This window comes from Micromonospora sp. BS32, assembly GCF_059089345.1.
In genome coordinates this window covers 373,590-387,705 of record NZ_JBSSHR010000003.1, presented here as the reverse complement: position 1 = coordinate 387,705, position 14,116 = coordinate 373,590, and the positions used below count along the sequence as shown (strand labels likewise).

Sequence of the window (14,116 nt, the reverse complement as noted above, 5' to 3'; positions counted from 1 at the left end):
CGCCGGCGGCGGTCCACCGGCCGCAGCTGGGTCAGCCGTACTGGCAGGAGGTGACGTCAGGCAGGTCTGGTATCGGGCTGCGGCGACCGTCCGGTGAACGCGCCGCACCGGGACGAAGGGCAACGCTGAGACACCAGATCCGGCGTCCACGGATGCGGCCAGGTTTCGGCGGCCATGACCGTACCAGCGCCAGAGGAGACGGAACTGATGGCGTTGCCGGACGGGACGGGCGTGCGGCCACCGGAGGGGCTCCCAGGGACGCCCGTGGGGCCACGATTCGGGTCAGCGGCAGCGCCACCACCGGCCGGCTTCGCACCGCTCCGACGCTCCCTCGCCACGGTGTGGTGCGCCAGCGGCGAGACAGCTTGCGGGTGTGTCTGGGTCGCGGATGCTCGGAGGAAGCGCGCGACAGGGCCTGGAGTGGTGGTGACGGGCACTGCCTGGGCAGGCCCGGGCGGTTCGACCGACCCGGCGGGTGGGACCGCCGGGTTCGCCGGGTCGCGGAGGATCGGCCGGGTCAGGCCGTGCGCCGGGGCATGGACCGGGGGCAGTTTCTCGACGATCGGTTCGGCCACCGGCCGAAGAGCGGCGCCAACGGGTTTCCGCAGTCCCGTTCCGGAGAGCCCCCAGGCTGCCGCGTCCACGCCTGGACGCGTCACCGGCCCGACGGCCTCGACGACCCCCGCCAATCCTGTACCGGCCCTCCGGTCCACCGCGCGCGGCACCCGCGTCGCCAGCTCAGCGGGCGGTGTCCGGACGGCCGGGTCGCGCTCTGCGCGACGCGGGGTCCGTGCGGTGGCTGCCTCGAAAGGCGCGGGCGTCGCCTCGCGCACCGCCCCGGTCTCGTCCGGGCTGTGGTCGATCGTCGTCGACGTGGCGGGCGCGGCGGGCGGGGCCGAGAGGACCCCGTCGGCCACCGCTCCGGTGTCATCGAGCAGGGTGTCGAGGATGCCCGGGCGAGGACTCTCGGCGGCCTGGGCGGGCTCGTGCGTGATCGCCTCGTAGGCGCCCCAGCTGACAATGACACCACCGAGCACGAGCATCGCCCGCACCGTCGTCTGAGCGAGTCGTTGGCCGCGACATGGCATCGGGGCACCTCCCGGCTCGTCCGCTCTCGCCCATCAACGTTCACCGATTGTGCCCTGAAGCGGTCAGCCCGTCACCCTTCGACACGAGGATCACTGCGATCTGCATACCGCGGCGTCGGACTGGGCCGGGTGTCGATGCCACTTCGGCTGGGACGACCAACCCGGTCGACGGCCGCCGTGACCTCCGCAGGAGACGATTGACCCGCGGGTGATGGTTGCGGTCGGCGGATCAGTTGGCGGCGAGGGCGGCCAGGTAGTTGTCCGCGGCGCCAGGGGTCATGAACCAGTTCTGGAAGTCGTTGGGGTCGGAGAAACCGTTGGCGAACCGGCGGGCGATGGTGGGGTTCGTGGAGGCGGCGCCGAGGATCTGCTGCACGTGCGGGGGCAACGGCTGGAGCATGGCGTTGGTCCAGGCCGTCACGGCCCGCCCGGCGTTTTGCCAGAACCGTTCGAACGTCTGCGTCATCCATTGTTGGTCGAACGGTTGGTCTCCTCGTTCCAGGATCGATCCGAGGTACGAGGAGGCGCACTTCGCGGCGGTGTTACTGCCCTGGCCGGTGATGGGGTCGTTGGCCACCACGACATCGGCCATGCCCAGGACGACGCCGCCGGAGGGCAGCGCCGCCACGGGCTGGCGCACCGTCGGCGTGTATCGGCCGGACAGGGTGGCCCGCCCGTCTGTCAGCTCCACGCCGGCGCACCGGTCGTAGATCCATGGGGTGTACTGCCTCGCCAGCTCGAGGGTGAGCTTGAGATGCTCGGCCGGGTCCCGCCGGTCCTTCCACAGGTCGAGCGGACCGTCGGGCACGGCTTCCCAGAAGAGGATCTCGCAGGGGCCGGAGAGGGTCAGTGCGGGGATGACGAAAAGTTCCCCGAGCCCCGGGACCGCGTTGAAGCTGACATGCGGGACCGGCCACAGCGGGTCCGGAGTCATGCCGTGCACGTAGGCGACGGCGAGGCCGCGCTGGGGCGCGGTGTGCACCGACCGCTGCGGGTCGCGGTCGAAGACGCCCACGAGGTCGCCCTTGCCAGCGGCGACAATGGTCAGATCGTAGCGGCCGAGGCTGGTCAGGCCGTCCAGGTCGGCGGTCGTCACACCCTGGTAGTGCACGGTGCCGCCGCGCTGTTCGAACAGATCCAGCCAGGCGGCCATCTTCAGGCGCTGGTCGGTGCTCTGCGCGTAGCGATCCAGAGAGCAGGGGATGCGCAACGCTCGCTCGCCGGGCGGGGCGGACAGGGATACGTGCAGCCCCTCGATGCGCGGTGCCTGCTCCTGCCAGAGGTCCAGCCCGTACTGGCGCTCGGTGTCCAGCGCGGCGGCGAACATGGCCTGGGTGCTCATCACCCAGCCGCGGCGGATCTCATCCGGAGTACGGGCCGACATGATGGTCACGTCGTACCCTTCGGCGAGCAGGCTCAGCCCGAGTTGCAGTCCGGACTGTCCGGCCCCCACGATCAGAATCTTCCGCATCGGTGCCTCCAGGGTGGTTGAGCTACCGGGCCGCGAGCGCGCCCGGGATCGAGCCGGTGGTACGTGCCATGGTCTGTTCGACGACCGCCAACAGCGCCCGTGCCACCGACGACGGGTCGCGTACGTCGCAGGTGATCAGCGGAACCTCGGCGGACAGCATGAGGGCGGCACGGATGTCCTCCAAGGGATGCGTCAGCACGCCGTCGAAGAGGTTGACGCAGACCACGAACGGCACGTCGCTGTCCTGCTCGAAGTAGTTGACCGCGGGGAACGATGCCTGCAGGTTCCGGGTGTCGGCCAGGACCAGAGCGCCGACCGCGCCACGGCACAGGTCGTCCCACATCGGCCAGAACCGCGGTTGACCGGGCGTGCCGAACAGGTACAGGACAAGGTCCGAGCCGATCGTCAGCCGGCCGAAGTCCATCGCCACGGTCGTGGTCGTCTTGTCGATTCCCGGGTCCAGCCGGTCCACCGTCTCGCTCGCCGCGGTCATCCACGCCTCGGTGTTGATCGGGGCGATCTCCGAGATGGACTGGACGCAGGTCGTCTTGCCGACGCCGAAGCCGCCAGCGATGACGATCTTCGCCGAGGTCAGCAGAGGGCTGTCAGGCAAGCTGGCGGAGGCCATCGCGCAGTCTCTCCAGAAGGTGAAGATCAGACGGGGTGGTGTGGTGGCCGCCGTGGATCTGCAGCCGATCGGTGGCGGCAAGGTCGTCGACCACGACCCGGGTCACGCCCAGCGACATGCCGCATACCGCCGACAGTTCGGCAACCGACCTCGTTTGCCTGGCCTGCTCGTACAGTGAGCGCGCTTCCGGCAGCAGACCCGAGGCGAAGACCGCATCGTAGAACGGCACCGACACCAGGGTGTGCACCAGCAGAGGTTGCCGGGTCCGGGTGCGCCCCGCGGTCAACACGTAGGGCCGCACCTTCCAGTAGGTGGTGGGCACGTCCGCTCCCTTGGCTCTGGCCACTCAGCGGGACGGCTGGCTGACGGTGTGGCGGTGCAGATCGTGGCGGACCTGCGGGGTCAGGACGTGTCCGACGGCGCCGACGAACTGCGCCATGTGGTACGACACGATCCGCAGGTCGCAGCCGGCGGCAGCGGCCACGGTGAGGCCCGCGTACTCGCCGACCCGCATGAACATGAGGTGCCCGCGCGGCAGCCGAACCGTCAGATACTCGGACGGGCCAAGATCGAGCAGGTCCGCGCTGCGGTCGGCCATGCTGAGCAGCCCCGCAGTCAACGCGGCGAGCTGATCGCCCAGGTCGCGGGTGACCTCGCGGGAGGCGGCGAGCTGCAGCCCATCGAGGGACACGATCAGGGCATGGGTCACGCCCGGCACGTCGTCGGCGAACTGGCACACCAGCCACGTGAAGTCCTGATGGCCCGACGCTGCTGCTTGCGGTCCGCCGCTACCGCCGGTGGGGTGAGTCATGGCAGGTGTCCTCCGGGTTTCACGGTTGGTTGCGCATCGGCGATACCGGCGGCGAAGGCGGCTGTCTCATCGGGCCAGGTGTTCTGATCCGACGATGACCGGCGCCACGATGTCGGATCGGAGTTCTGCGGCTGTCGTCCGCCGCCCGAGCGGTCGTCGGCGCGCACACTCTCGCGTACGCGACGAGGAAGGCCGCCGGTACTGGTAGCCGACTGAGGCGTTGAGGCGCGGTAGCCGTCGCCTGTCGGCTGAGCATGGACCAGCGCCAGGCGGGCGGTGGGAGCACGTGCGCCGGCGTAGGACTCCGGCATCGGCGTATTCGCCTGACCGGACTGAATCGGCGCGCGAGGGGCCGCGCCGGGCGGACGTCCCGTCTGCGAAGGCGGCGTTGCGGCTCCCGGTCCGGCCGCAGGCGTCATCTCGGACAGTAGCGGCGCGGGAACCAGCACGGTCGCGGTCGTACCGCCCGAGGGCCGGTTGGTGAGAGCAACGCGCAGGTGATGGGCGCGGGCCAGGTACGAAACGACGACGAGTCCCAGATGGGCTGCCGGGTTGTCCGCAACCGGCGCGGAGGCGGTACCGGCCAACATCGCGTTGAGTCCCAGGATCTGGTCGGGTCTCACACCGACGCCCGCGTCCTCGACACGAAGCAGCACACTGCCGCCTTCGGTGATGAACGCGGACACGGTCACCGACGAAGTGGGCGGTGAGAAGCGGGTCGCGTTGTCCAGCAGCTCAGTCAGCACTCGGATCACGTCGTCGGCCGCGAACTCCACGACCCCGAGGTCCAACACATGTCCGACGCGGATTCGCGGGTAGTGCTCGGTAGCCGACGTCGCGGCCCGAACGACGTCCACCAACGCGACCGTCTGCCGATCGGCGTCCTCGACCCGTCGGCCCAACAGAACCTGCAGGTTCTCCGCGTGGCGGCGGATACGGGTGTTCGCGTGATCGATGCGGTAGAGCCGCTCGAGTCGCTCCGGATCCTGCTCGTCGGCCTCGACGATCTCGAGGTGGCTGCCCATCTGGTAGGCCGAGGCAAGAATGCGCAGCGCGAACTGCTCGCAGATCGCCGGCCACAGACTCTCGACGCGCTCCGGCCGCGACGGCTCCGGTCGGGTCGACTCCTGCTCCCTGGCGACCCCCCATTGCGCGACCGTGGGGTCCAGCCATCTGGCCAGCCGTTGCCGCCAGGTCATGTGGTGTCCGTCCACCAAGGGAGTGGTTGCCGCTGCCTGGTGTTTCACGATCTATCTGGCCAATCGGTTATTTCGTGTTCTGACATGGGGGAGGAGTTAACCACCCGTCTTCGGCCGCCCGCAACGCTTTGGGCGTTAATGCGAGAAACATCCTCATTCACCGCGTCCCGCCGGGGTCAGTCCGTCGCGGCCCAAGGTCGTCCGGCGTAGATCTGCCGCAGGCCCCACTGCTTGTCCTACAACGGATCGTTCCGCCTGCGTGGCGGCGACTGCCACCAAGGCGGTGGCCACCGTGGTGCTGGCGAGCGGCCGGGTGATCGGCATGGGCCTCTCCTCGGGATGTGACAGGCGCTTCATCTGTGAATCGTTGATCAGGCGCGAAACGCAACAACGGCGGCAGCGGGATACGAGGCGCGGCAACCCCACAGGGCCGGCGCGTGTGGTGGGCCAGGGGCGCGCTCGAGCACTCGCGCCGCCTTGGGTAGTCCCTCACGTCGCCGCAGCGTGACGGGAGCTCGCGCAGCACGCACGGCGATGTCCAGCGGGCCATGCTGGAACCACTCTGCACGGCGGGCCTGCAGGTCCGTCGCGACCGCCGTGAAGGGCACGGGTAGCTGCTCGATGCGCACGCCGTCGAGCAGCTCGCAGACCCGGGCCATCACCTTGTCGGCCCGGAATGCGCCTGGCGCGTGTACGGCCGGGTCGAGCAGGCGCAGCACCTCGCGGTGGCCGACGGTCCGTACCCAGTCGACGTAGGGGTCAAGCTTGCCCGCCGCGTACAGCCCACCGACGAGGGCGCCCATCGACGAACCGGCGACACCGGCGATATCTAACCCATGCTCTTCGAGGACCTGGAGCACGCCGATGTGGGCGTACCCGCGCGCCCCGCCTGCGCCGAGTGCCAGTGCGACCCGCATGTCACCACCGCCCACCGCTTCCACTGGGGCCGAGGCCCACCAGGCTTCGATGCCGAGGAGGTCGAGCGCGGCGGTCGCCTGGCTCTCCCCCGGGGGGGCGAGCTTAACGACACTCCCATCGGTAGCGGTGCTCAATCACCAAACTGCGAACTGGGGCCGTTGACAACAGCGGCAGAGCGTCCGAGCCATTGGTCACCGCCAACCGGGCGGACAGCATCGATCGTCTGGGGAAGCAGCCGGCGGCTGGCACGGAGAACGGTGCCGTCGGGGCGGACGACGGCTGCGCGAGCAGCGCCCGTCCCCAACCATCGGTGCAGTTCGCTGCCCGGGCGGGCAACGATCAGAGCTGCTCCGCGCTGTTCGATGTCAGCCCGTTGTGCTGCGGACGGCTCGATGGACGTGACGATCGCGAACCGGCCGGCGGCCACGTCGTCGAAACGTCGGCCGCCGTCGATGATCGCGTTCGGGCACAGCCCGCCGGCGAGGCCGCGGCGCAGCCGTGGCCGCACCACGAGGTCGGAGCGGTGCAGCGGGGGTGTCTGGCTGTCCGTGGCCAGGTCCGTGAGGCCCGGCACCAGGCGCAGCCGCGGCGCCACCGCGCGGCGGATGATGTTGCCTACCTCGCCGCCGGCCGTCATCGCGGTGCCGATGAACCTCGCCAGCTTGATCATGGCGCGGGCGTGGTGCCTGCGTTCGATCTGGTAGGTGTCGAGCACGGTTTCGGGCAGAGTCCCGTCGAGCACGCCGGCAAGCTTCCAGGCCAGGTTCATCGCGTCGCGCACCCCGGCACACATGCCCTGGCCGATGAACGGTGGGGTGAGGTGGGCGGCGTCGCCGAGCAGGAACATCCGGCGGTCGCGCCAGCGGTCGGCGAGCTGCGCGCGGAAGGTGTACTCGGCGAGGCGGATGATCTCCAGCTCCGCGACGGGGATGTCCCCGGTCCACCGCGAGATCAACGGATGCAGCCGGGCCATGTCGCGGTAGTCGTCGGCGGTCTCGCCGGGCGTCAGCTGGAACTCCCAGCGATAGCGGGTCTTCCCGATCCGCATGTAGGTGCCGGCGCGGGCCGGGTCGGAGAGCTGATGCACGCCCTCCCACTGGTCGAGGTCGGCCTCGGTGACCACGTCGATGACGAGCCAGCGTTGCGTGAAGCCCAGATCCTGCATGGTCGCGCCGATGGTGGCCCTGGTCAGGCTGTTGGCGCCGTCGCACCCCAGGACGTACGCCGCCCGGACGGACTCGTGCTCGCCCGTGGCGGTGTCGGTGACGTCGACCCGCACCCCGTCGGCGTCCTGGGTCAGCGCGGTGACCTCGGCGTTGCCGCGGAGGGTGACCGTGCGGTGCTGCTTGAGGTTTCGGCGGAGGATCGCCTCCAACTCCGGCTGGTCGAACATGCTCCCCTGCGGGTAGCCGTGCCGGCCCGGCGCCGTGTCGCGTTGGAACTCGGCCAGCACCCGCATGTCCCGGTCGAGGAGGCGCAGACCCCGGTGCGGGCGGGAGATCGCGGCGAAGGCGTCGCGGAGCCCGAGCCGCGCCAGGATGCGGTGGACCTCGTCGTCGAGGGCGACCGCGCGGGGCTGGGGGTAGACCGACTCCCAGCGATCGAGGATCAGGCACTCGACGCCGTACTGGGCGAGCAGCGTCGCGGCGGTGAGCCCGGTGGGGCCCGCGCCGACGATCACCACGGGAACCGTCCTCATCGGGCCGCCACGAGATGAAGGGCGAGGTAGACGACGACGAGGAGTCCGCAGACAACGGCCGGGGCGTACTTTCGCGGGCCGTCACCCTTACGAAGATGTACGACGACGGCTCCGGCAAGCAGAAGCAGCAGCCCAACGCCGGCGAGGGTGCCGATCAGCGGCTCGATCAGGCCGATGAGCAGCCCGATCGCCCCGGCGACCTCGAGCAGACCGATGCGTCGGTAGGCGGCGACGGAGAAACCGGCCTCGGCGGCCAGCTCCCGCATGGGTTGCACCGCCAGGATCTTGGCCGTGCCGAGAGCGAGGAAGATCAGGGCGAGCAGCACCGCGAGGATGGCCGCAGCGAGCGTCATGGCTTAACCACCAATCGCCAATCAATGGCATAACGGCCCAGGATGGCCTCGACGGCCGCCTTGTCGGCGGATGGAGAAACGGTGACGGCAACCACGATGGAGCTGCCCTCGATCGTGGTCCCGATCTGGTGGACTCCCGGGACCTTGTCCAGCGCGGCGCGGACCTCCCGACGGATCGCGTCCGTGCGCAGTGCGGGCTTGTAGAGCTTGCCCACCGCGGTGACCGGCAGCTCGTCGAGGACCGTCACGGCCTTGGGGGCGGCGGTACGCTCGAGCACCCGGTCGCTCGCCCAGTCACGCAGTTCGTCCTCGGTCACCGTGGCGCCCGGCGCGAGGGTCACGTAGGCGACGGGTACCTCGCCGGCGTGGACGTCAGGACGCCCGACCGCGCTGGCCGCCGTGACCTGCGGGTGCGACAGCAGCGCGTCCTCGACGATGGCGGGGTCGATGTTGTGCCCGCCGCGGATGATGAGGTCCTTGGCCCGGCCCGTGAGGTAGATGAAGCCGTCGTCGTCGATGCGGGCGAGGTCGCCGGTGTCCAGCCAGCCGTCGACCAGCTTGCCCCGGCCATCCAGGACGGCGCCGTTCCCGTCGCGGCCGGTGACGTAGCCGGGGAAGACCGTGGGTCCGCTGATCGCCAGCAGACCCGTCTCTCTGGGCGGTAGGTCTCTCCAGGTTCCGTCCGCGGCGACCACCCGTAGCCGTTGGTAGGGCAGGCGCTGCCCGACCGAGCCCGGCCGCCGCACGTCGGGGAAGCTGCGCGCGCTGGCGCAGGTCCCCTCGGTGAGCCCGTAGCCCTCGACGAGGGCTGTCCCGGTGTGGGCCTGGAAGCTGTCCCGGACCGCGGCGGGCAGCGGTGAGGCGCCCACCAACGGAAACCGCAGGCTGCTGATGTCGGCGTCGACCGGGCACTGCGCCAGCGTGGCGTACACGGTGGGTACCGCGCTCATGGCGGCGATCCGGTAGTGCTCGACGATCTTCCAGAACGCGCCGTACAGTGCCGGGTCGCGGTAGCCGAGCGGACCGGCCCACACCGCCGTCTGCCCCTTGAACAGGGGCGCGAGCAGGGTGACCACGAGCGCGTTCACGTGGAACAGCGGAAGGGCCGCGAAGACCACGGTCTCCTGGTCGAACAGCGCGCTGGCGGCCAGCATCCACGCGTCGGTGACCTCGTTGGCATGGGTGTGCGCGGCAAGTTTCGGGGCGCCGGTCGTGCCGCCGGTGTGGAACATCGCGGCCAGATCGGCGGATCGGGGCAGGTCACCGTGGAAGCCGGAGGAATCCATGGCCGCGGCGAGCTCGCCGAGGTAGCCGGTGCGTACGCCGTCGATGGCCGGCAGCGGCTCCGGGGTGCCCGCGGTGCCGGTGGGCCGGAGCACGAGGATCACGTCGAGCAGGCCGTCGCGGGCCAGCGACTGCGCGGTGTCCCACGTGTCTGGCGCGAGGTCGGGCCCGGCCGTGATCAGCACGCGGGCGCCGGAGCGCCGGAGGAGTTCGGCGAGGTATTCCCGTGACATGCCGCCGCCCAGGGGCACCGCGATCCCGGCGAGCTGCGCAGCCAGCGTGGCGGTGATCAGCTCGGCGCAGTTGGGTGCCATCAGGGCGACCGCGTCATTCCGCCGCACCCCGAGGTCGTGGAACAGGTTCGCGTACCGGTGGACATCGGCCAGGAGTTCGGCGAAGGTACGGCGCAGCGGCTCACGCCAGTGGGCGGCGTCCGGCAGGACGCTGATCGCCGTCCGATCCGGCCAGCGCGTCGCCGCTCGCGCGAGCAGCGCGTACGTCGACTCGGGCAGGCCCCGCGCCTCCAGCGGCACGGCCTCGATGGCGGCCAGGTCGGCGGGCGTGGCGTAGTCCGGCCACAGCAGCGGCCCGGTCATTCGGCGTACCTCACGACCGTGCGCTGTCGGCCCAGGTCGATCGCGCCGTCGTCGGTGGCGATGGTGGCCTCGACGACGTCGCCGTCCTGGAGGTACCTGGGGTTGCGGGCCTGACCCTTGAAGAACATCTTCCACTTCACCGCGGGCGGCAGCAGCGAGACGAGGAACATGACCGGCTTCGGCGGCGCGCTGAGGGCGGTTCCGACAGGCGTGCCGGTCAGCAGCAGGTCGCCGGGGTCGATCCGCTGGAAGCGGGTCAGCGCCTGCAGCGCCTGGGCCGGGCGGTAGATCATGTCGGCGACGGTCATGTCCTGCCGGAGCTCGCCGTTGACCCACAGCTTCAGCCGGAGGTCGATGAACCGCTTGAGTTCGTCGGCGTCGAGCAGCACCAGCGCGGGGCCGACCGGGGTGAAGGTCGGGTAGGACTTGGCCTCGTAGAACTGGGTCTTGGGCAGCTGCACGTCGCGTGCCGAGATGTCGTTGGTGACCACCAGGCCCGCGACGTAGTCGGCGAGGTTGTCGTCGGTGACGGTCGTGCCGACCGGCATCTCGCGGCCGAAGACCAGGCCGATCTCCACCTCGTAGTCGAGCAGACGCACGTGGGCGGGGCGGACCACGTCGGCGAACGGCCCACTGATCGAGCCCGAGGTCTTGCGGAAGAAGGTCAAGGGGACGGTTGCGGGATCTCCGCCGCTGTCCTTGACGTGCGAGGCGAAGTTCGTCATCTGGGCGACGACGCGGCAGGGCGCCGTCACCGGGGAGACCAGGGCAAGGTCGTCGACCGGGACCGTATCGCTGCTCGTCGCGGCCGCGAGGATCGCCGGCCGGTCGGCCAGCAGTTCCCTGGTGGTGGTGGCGCTGGTCTGCACCTTGGCGGCGCCGGTGGGGGTGAGCACCCACCAGGCGTCGGCGGTGCGCAGGACGGAGGTGCTCATGATGTGAACGCTTTCATCAGGCCGCGGAGGCGGTGGAGGTCGAATTCGTTCTCCTCGCGCAGCGCGCCGACGACCGCGCGCAGCTCGCGAAGCGATTCCCGGCCGGGTCTCATGCCGAGGAAGTCCTTGGTGGCGGGCGGACCCCACTGGGCCAGCCCCGAGGCCGCCATCGGCGCCCAGCCCGGCTCGAGCGTGCAGTCGAACAGGTCGCCGTCGGTGAAGTGCTCGACCAGGAAGTCGTCCGGGTCGCGCCAGTAGTCGAAGATCTGGCTGCCCTGGATGTGCCGGCCGATTCCCCAGGACCGCTGGTAGCCCCGGTCGAGCAGGTGCTCCCCGCCGGCGGCCAGCGAGTCGAGGTCGGGGACCTGGTAGGCGGAGTGCACGTACCGGTTCGCCGGGCCGAGGGTCATCGCCAGCGTGTGGTGGTCGGTGGGCGTGCTGCCGAGATCGCAGCGGATGAAACTCATGACCGGGCCGCGCTCGCGCTGTCCCTCGTGGTAGAGGAAGTCGCTGACGATCAGGCCCAGGTGCTCGAGATACCAGTTGAGCGTCTCGAGGTATCTGGTGGTCTGCAGCACGACGTGACCGAGGCGCTGCACCTTGGCCGGCTCCCGTGGCGGCCGCTGGGTGGCGTTCGTCCGCACTACGTCGTGCCCGACGTTGAACGTCAAGGTCTGCTGCGCGGGCAGCGCGGAAAGCTCGTGCGTGCCCGCGACCACGCGGACCTGCACCCCGCTCGGGTCGACCAGATCCACCGTCACCCCGCCCAGGCTCTCCGGCAGGGAGGTCATCGTCCTCCCGGTCGCCTCCGCGAGCCGCAGCAGGTCGTTCGGCTCCGCGGCCTTGAAGGCGGGCCCGATGAACCGCGAACGGGGCCCCCGGCGGATGAGCACGCAGGGCGAACCCGGGTCGGTGCCCCGCAGGTGCAGCTCGTCCTGGGTGCGCAGCGTCGTCGTGAAACCGAAGGCCTGGGCGAACAGCTCCGCCCCCTCCAGATCAGGCTTCTGGAACTCCAGCCAGGCCAGGTCGTGCACCTTGACGATCGGGTTGCGGGACCGCCCCGGGTGCTCGCCCGACAGGGCACCCTGCTCGCTGTGCAGACCGGTGTGCGGGTCGTGTTGCTCGATCATGTCCCGCTCCTTTCAAGGTGTTGACGAAATCGTCACTTACGAGGGTAACGTCAGTCAAGAGCAGATGACGATTCCGTCAGGTCTGAGGGTCGGCGGGGTTAAGGTGGGGCGCAGACCGACCTGGGAGAGGTGAGTAAGCAGGCATGGTGCAGCAGACCAGGCCCGCCCAGAGCCGCCTGGACCGGCGGAAAGCGCGCACCCGTTTCGCGCTCGTTCGCGCGGCGCAGGCCTTCATCGCGGCTGGCAAGCTGAACGTCCCGATCCTCGAGCTCACCCAGGCCGCTGACGTGGGAATGGGGTCGTTCTACAACCACTTCGACAGCAGGGAGCAGCTCTTCGAGGCCGCGGTGGAGGACGCCCTCGAGCGCTACGGCGCCCTGCTCGACGAGCTGACCGTGGGCTTGGACGACCCGGCCCATGTCTTCGCGCAGAGCTTCCGGCTGACCGGACGTCTCCATCGCCGGAGTCCCGATCTGAGCAAGGTGCTGCTAAGCAACGGCCTGGCCCTGGCTAATTCCGACAAGGGACTCGCGCCGCGAGCCCGGCGCGACATCGAGGACGGCGTCCGTGCCGGGCGGTTCAGCGTACGCGAGCCCGAGTTGGCGATGGTGACTATTGCCGGCGCGGCGCTGGTTCTCGGGCAACTGCTGCACGACCACCCCGAGCGCGACGACGCCGCAGCCACGGACCAGGTCACGGAGGACGTGCTGCGCATGCTCGGCCTCGCGACCGACGAGGCCCACGAGATCTGCCAACGCCCGCTGCCCGACCTGGATGGCCGTCGCCCGTAGGCCGATGTTCACCCGCCCCAGCGGGCCGATCCTAGGCAGTGGCCGCCTCGCGCACCATCCGGTTGGCCGTCTCCGGCTCGTACCCGGTCGCGCGGAGCAAATCGCTCGCCATGGTGCGCAGTTGGATCACGATGGCATCCGAGAAGGGCTTGAGGCCCTTGTGGTACGCCTGGCCGGCCAGGCGCGCCCCGTCCAACACCGCGTTGCGGGTCTGGTCGAACGGCCCACCCGCTTGTGCCTCCCGCCTCAGCAACTGGATCGCCTCGGCGAGCCTATCCACGGCGCCGGAGATTTCCTCCGGGACCGGCTCGTCATATTGCAGCGTGGTCGCGGCCCAGCGGGCCAGCGCCCGGCACCCGAGGACCACCCGCTCGATGTGCTGGATGCCGTGCCGGTAGTGCTCGACATCGATTCGGCGTCGCCAGCGTAGCGGCGCGATCGTCGTTACCTCCTCGGCGCCAGCCAGGGCCTCGTGCAGCCGGGCGAGGTCGGGTTCCATTGCGCTCAGCTGGTCCAGCGCCCGGATCGCGCGGTCCGGGTCACGCCCGGCCAGTGCGTGTGCAACCTCTCGTAGCTGCGCGTGGAGGGCCGCGGCGACCGGTGCGGTGGCGCGGTCGAGGATGCGCATCGGGTTGATCGGTAGCAGCAACGCCACTACCGCCAGCCCGATGGCGCCGCCCACTCCCGCGTCGACGATCCGCGCCCATTCGAGGCCCTGCTGCACGTGGGAGAACGTGGCGATCAGGACGGCGGTACTGCCGGCCTGAGCGACCAACGCACCGCTGCGCCCGGTCATCAACAGGGCGACGGCGACGGCCAGCATCACCACCAGGCCGATCTGCCAGGGCCCGAATCCGAGAGAGCGGATGAGAAGATCACTGACGAGCAGGCCCAGCCCGACGCCGAGCATCATCTCGGCGGTACGTAAGGCGCGCTGCCCGAGGGCGGCGACGATCGTGCCGACGGCCGCGCTGGGCGCGAAGATCGGTGCGGGGCGACCCAGGACGTCGTGCGCCAGCCCCCAGGACAACGTGGCGGCAAGCCCACATTGAGCTGCTACGAACAGAATGATCGTGAACAGGCGCAGCCTCAGCCGGCCTGCTTCGCCACCCTGACGCCGGGCCTTCGCCGCCAGGTCCTTGGCGTGCCGGGCGGCGGCGTTGGGGCGATACAGGCCTCCCCGGTCATCAGCCATGGCGGGGGTTACCCCGCC

At 70.2% G+C, this 14,116-nt stretch carries 14 protein-coding genes; 1 reads left to right on the top strand and 13 read right to left on the bottom strand.

Translation table 11 applies throughout. The features are described from left to right. Positions 1–56: 56 nt before the first annotated feature. From AC5RWQ_RS07245 to AC5RWQ_RS07190, 12 genes are all read right to left on the bottom strand, one after another. The gene (locus AC5RWQ_RS07245; RefSeq protein WP_494281955.1) at positions 57–1,043 is read right to left on the bottom strand and encodes a hypothetical protein; all 987 of its coding nucleotides are present in this window, start codon (positions 1,041–1,043) and stop codon (positions 57–59) included. A 274-nt stretch (positions 1,044–1,317) separates the two neighbouring features. Further along, positions 1,318–2,559 (bottom strand): styrene monooxygenase/indole monooxygenase family protein, encoded by a 1,242-nt coding sequence (locus tag AC5RWQ_RS07240; protein ID WP_494281954.1) that lies wholly within the window; start codon positions 2,557–2,559, stop codon positions 1,318–1,320. A 22-nt stretch (positions 2,560–2,581) separates the two neighbouring features. Further along, entirely contained in the window at positions 2,582–3,187 is a 606-nt protein-coding gene (locus tag AC5RWQ_RS07235) for a GTP-binding protein (RefSeq protein ID WP_494281953.1), read from the bottom strand. Then, complete coding sequence (locus AC5RWQ_RS07230) at positions 3,165–3,509, bottom strand: DUF742 domain-containing protein (RefSeq protein ID WP_494281952.1); 345 nt, start codon at positions 3,507–3,509, stop codon at positions 3,165–3,167. The genes AC5RWQ_RS07235 and AC5RWQ_RS07230 overlap by 23 nt, the downstream gene beginning before the upstream one ends. 24 nt (positions 3,510–3,533) lie before the next feature. Next, positions 3,534–3,998 (bottom strand): roadblock/LC7 domain-containing protein, encoded by a 465-nt coding sequence (locus AC5RWQ_RS07225; protein ID WP_494281951.1) that lies wholly within the window; start codon positions 3,996–3,998, stop codon positions 3,534–3,536. After that, complete coding sequence (locus AC5RWQ_RS07220) at positions 3,995–5,197, bottom strand: sensor histidine kinase (protein WP_494281950.1); 1,203 nt, start codon at positions 5,195–5,197, stop codon at positions 3,995–3,997. The genes AC5RWQ_RS07225 and AC5RWQ_RS07220 overlap by 4 nt, the downstream gene beginning before the upstream one ends. A 371-nt stretch (positions 5,198–5,568) precedes the next feature. Further along, positions 5,569–6,114, bottom strand: coding sequence for a patatin-like phospholipase family protein (locus tag AC5RWQ_RS07215; protein ID WP_494281949.1), 546 nt, complete (start codon positions 6,112–6,114; stop codon positions 5,569–5,571). A 131-nt stretch (positions 6,115–6,245) separates the two neighbouring features. Then, positions 6,246–7,814 carry a bifunctional 3-(3-hydroxy-phenyl)propionate/3-hydroxycinnamic acid hydroxylase MhpA gene (gene mhpA / locus AC5RWQ_RS07210; RefSeq protein WP_494281948.1) on the bottom strand — a complete coding sequence of 523 codons (1,569 nt, stop codon included), beginning with the start codon at positions 7,812–7,814 and terminating at the stop codon, positions 6,246–6,248. After that, positions 7,811–8,167 (bottom strand): DoxX family protein, encoded by a 357-nt coding sequence (locus AC5RWQ_RS07205; protein ID WP_494281947.1) that lies wholly within the window; start codon positions 8,165–8,167, stop codon positions 7,811–7,813. The genes mhpA and AC5RWQ_RS07205 overlap by 4 nt, the downstream gene beginning before the upstream one ends. Beyond that, entirely contained in the window at positions 8,164–10,047 is a 1,884-nt protein-coding gene (locus AC5RWQ_RS07200; protein WP_494281946.1) for an acyl-CoA synthetase, read from the bottom strand. The genes AC5RWQ_RS07205 and AC5RWQ_RS07200 overlap by 4 nt, the downstream gene beginning before the upstream one ends. Further along, the gene (locus AC5RWQ_RS07195; protein ID WP_494281945.1) at positions 10,044–10,982 is read right to left on the bottom strand and encodes a fumarylacetoacetate hydrolase family protein; all 939 of its coding nucleotides are present in this window, start codon (positions 10,980–10,982) and stop codon (positions 10,044–10,046) included. The genes AC5RWQ_RS07200 and AC5RWQ_RS07195 overlap by 4 nt, the downstream gene beginning before the upstream one ends. After that, positions 10,979–12,112, bottom strand: a complete 1,134-nt coding sequence (locus AC5RWQ_RS07190) for a VOC family protein (RefSeq protein WP_494281944.1) — start codon at positions 12,110–12,112, stop codon at positions 10,979–10,981. Before AC5RWQ_RS07190 ends, AC5RWQ_RS07195 begins: the two co-directional genes overlap by 4 nt. Before the next feature lie 143 nt (positions 12,113–12,255). On the opposite strand from AC5RWQ_RS07190, the gene AC5RWQ_RS07185 reads away from it, so the two are divergent. Continuing rightward, positions 12,256–12,903, top strand: coding sequence for a TetR/AcrR family transcriptional regulator (locus AC5RWQ_RS07185; protein ID WP_494281943.1), 648 nt, complete (start codon positions 12,256–12,258; stop codon positions 12,901–12,903). Positions 12,904–12,934: 31 nt separating this feature from the next. On the opposite strand, the gene AC5RWQ_RS07180 is transcribed toward AC5RWQ_RS07185, so the two are convergent. Next, a complete protein-coding gene (locus tag AC5RWQ_RS07180; protein WP_494281942.1) occupies positions 12,935–14,098 on the bottom strand; it encodes an FUSC family protein in 1,164 nt (387 codons plus the stop codon). Between the last annotated feature and the right edge of the window lie 18 nt (positions 14,099–14,116).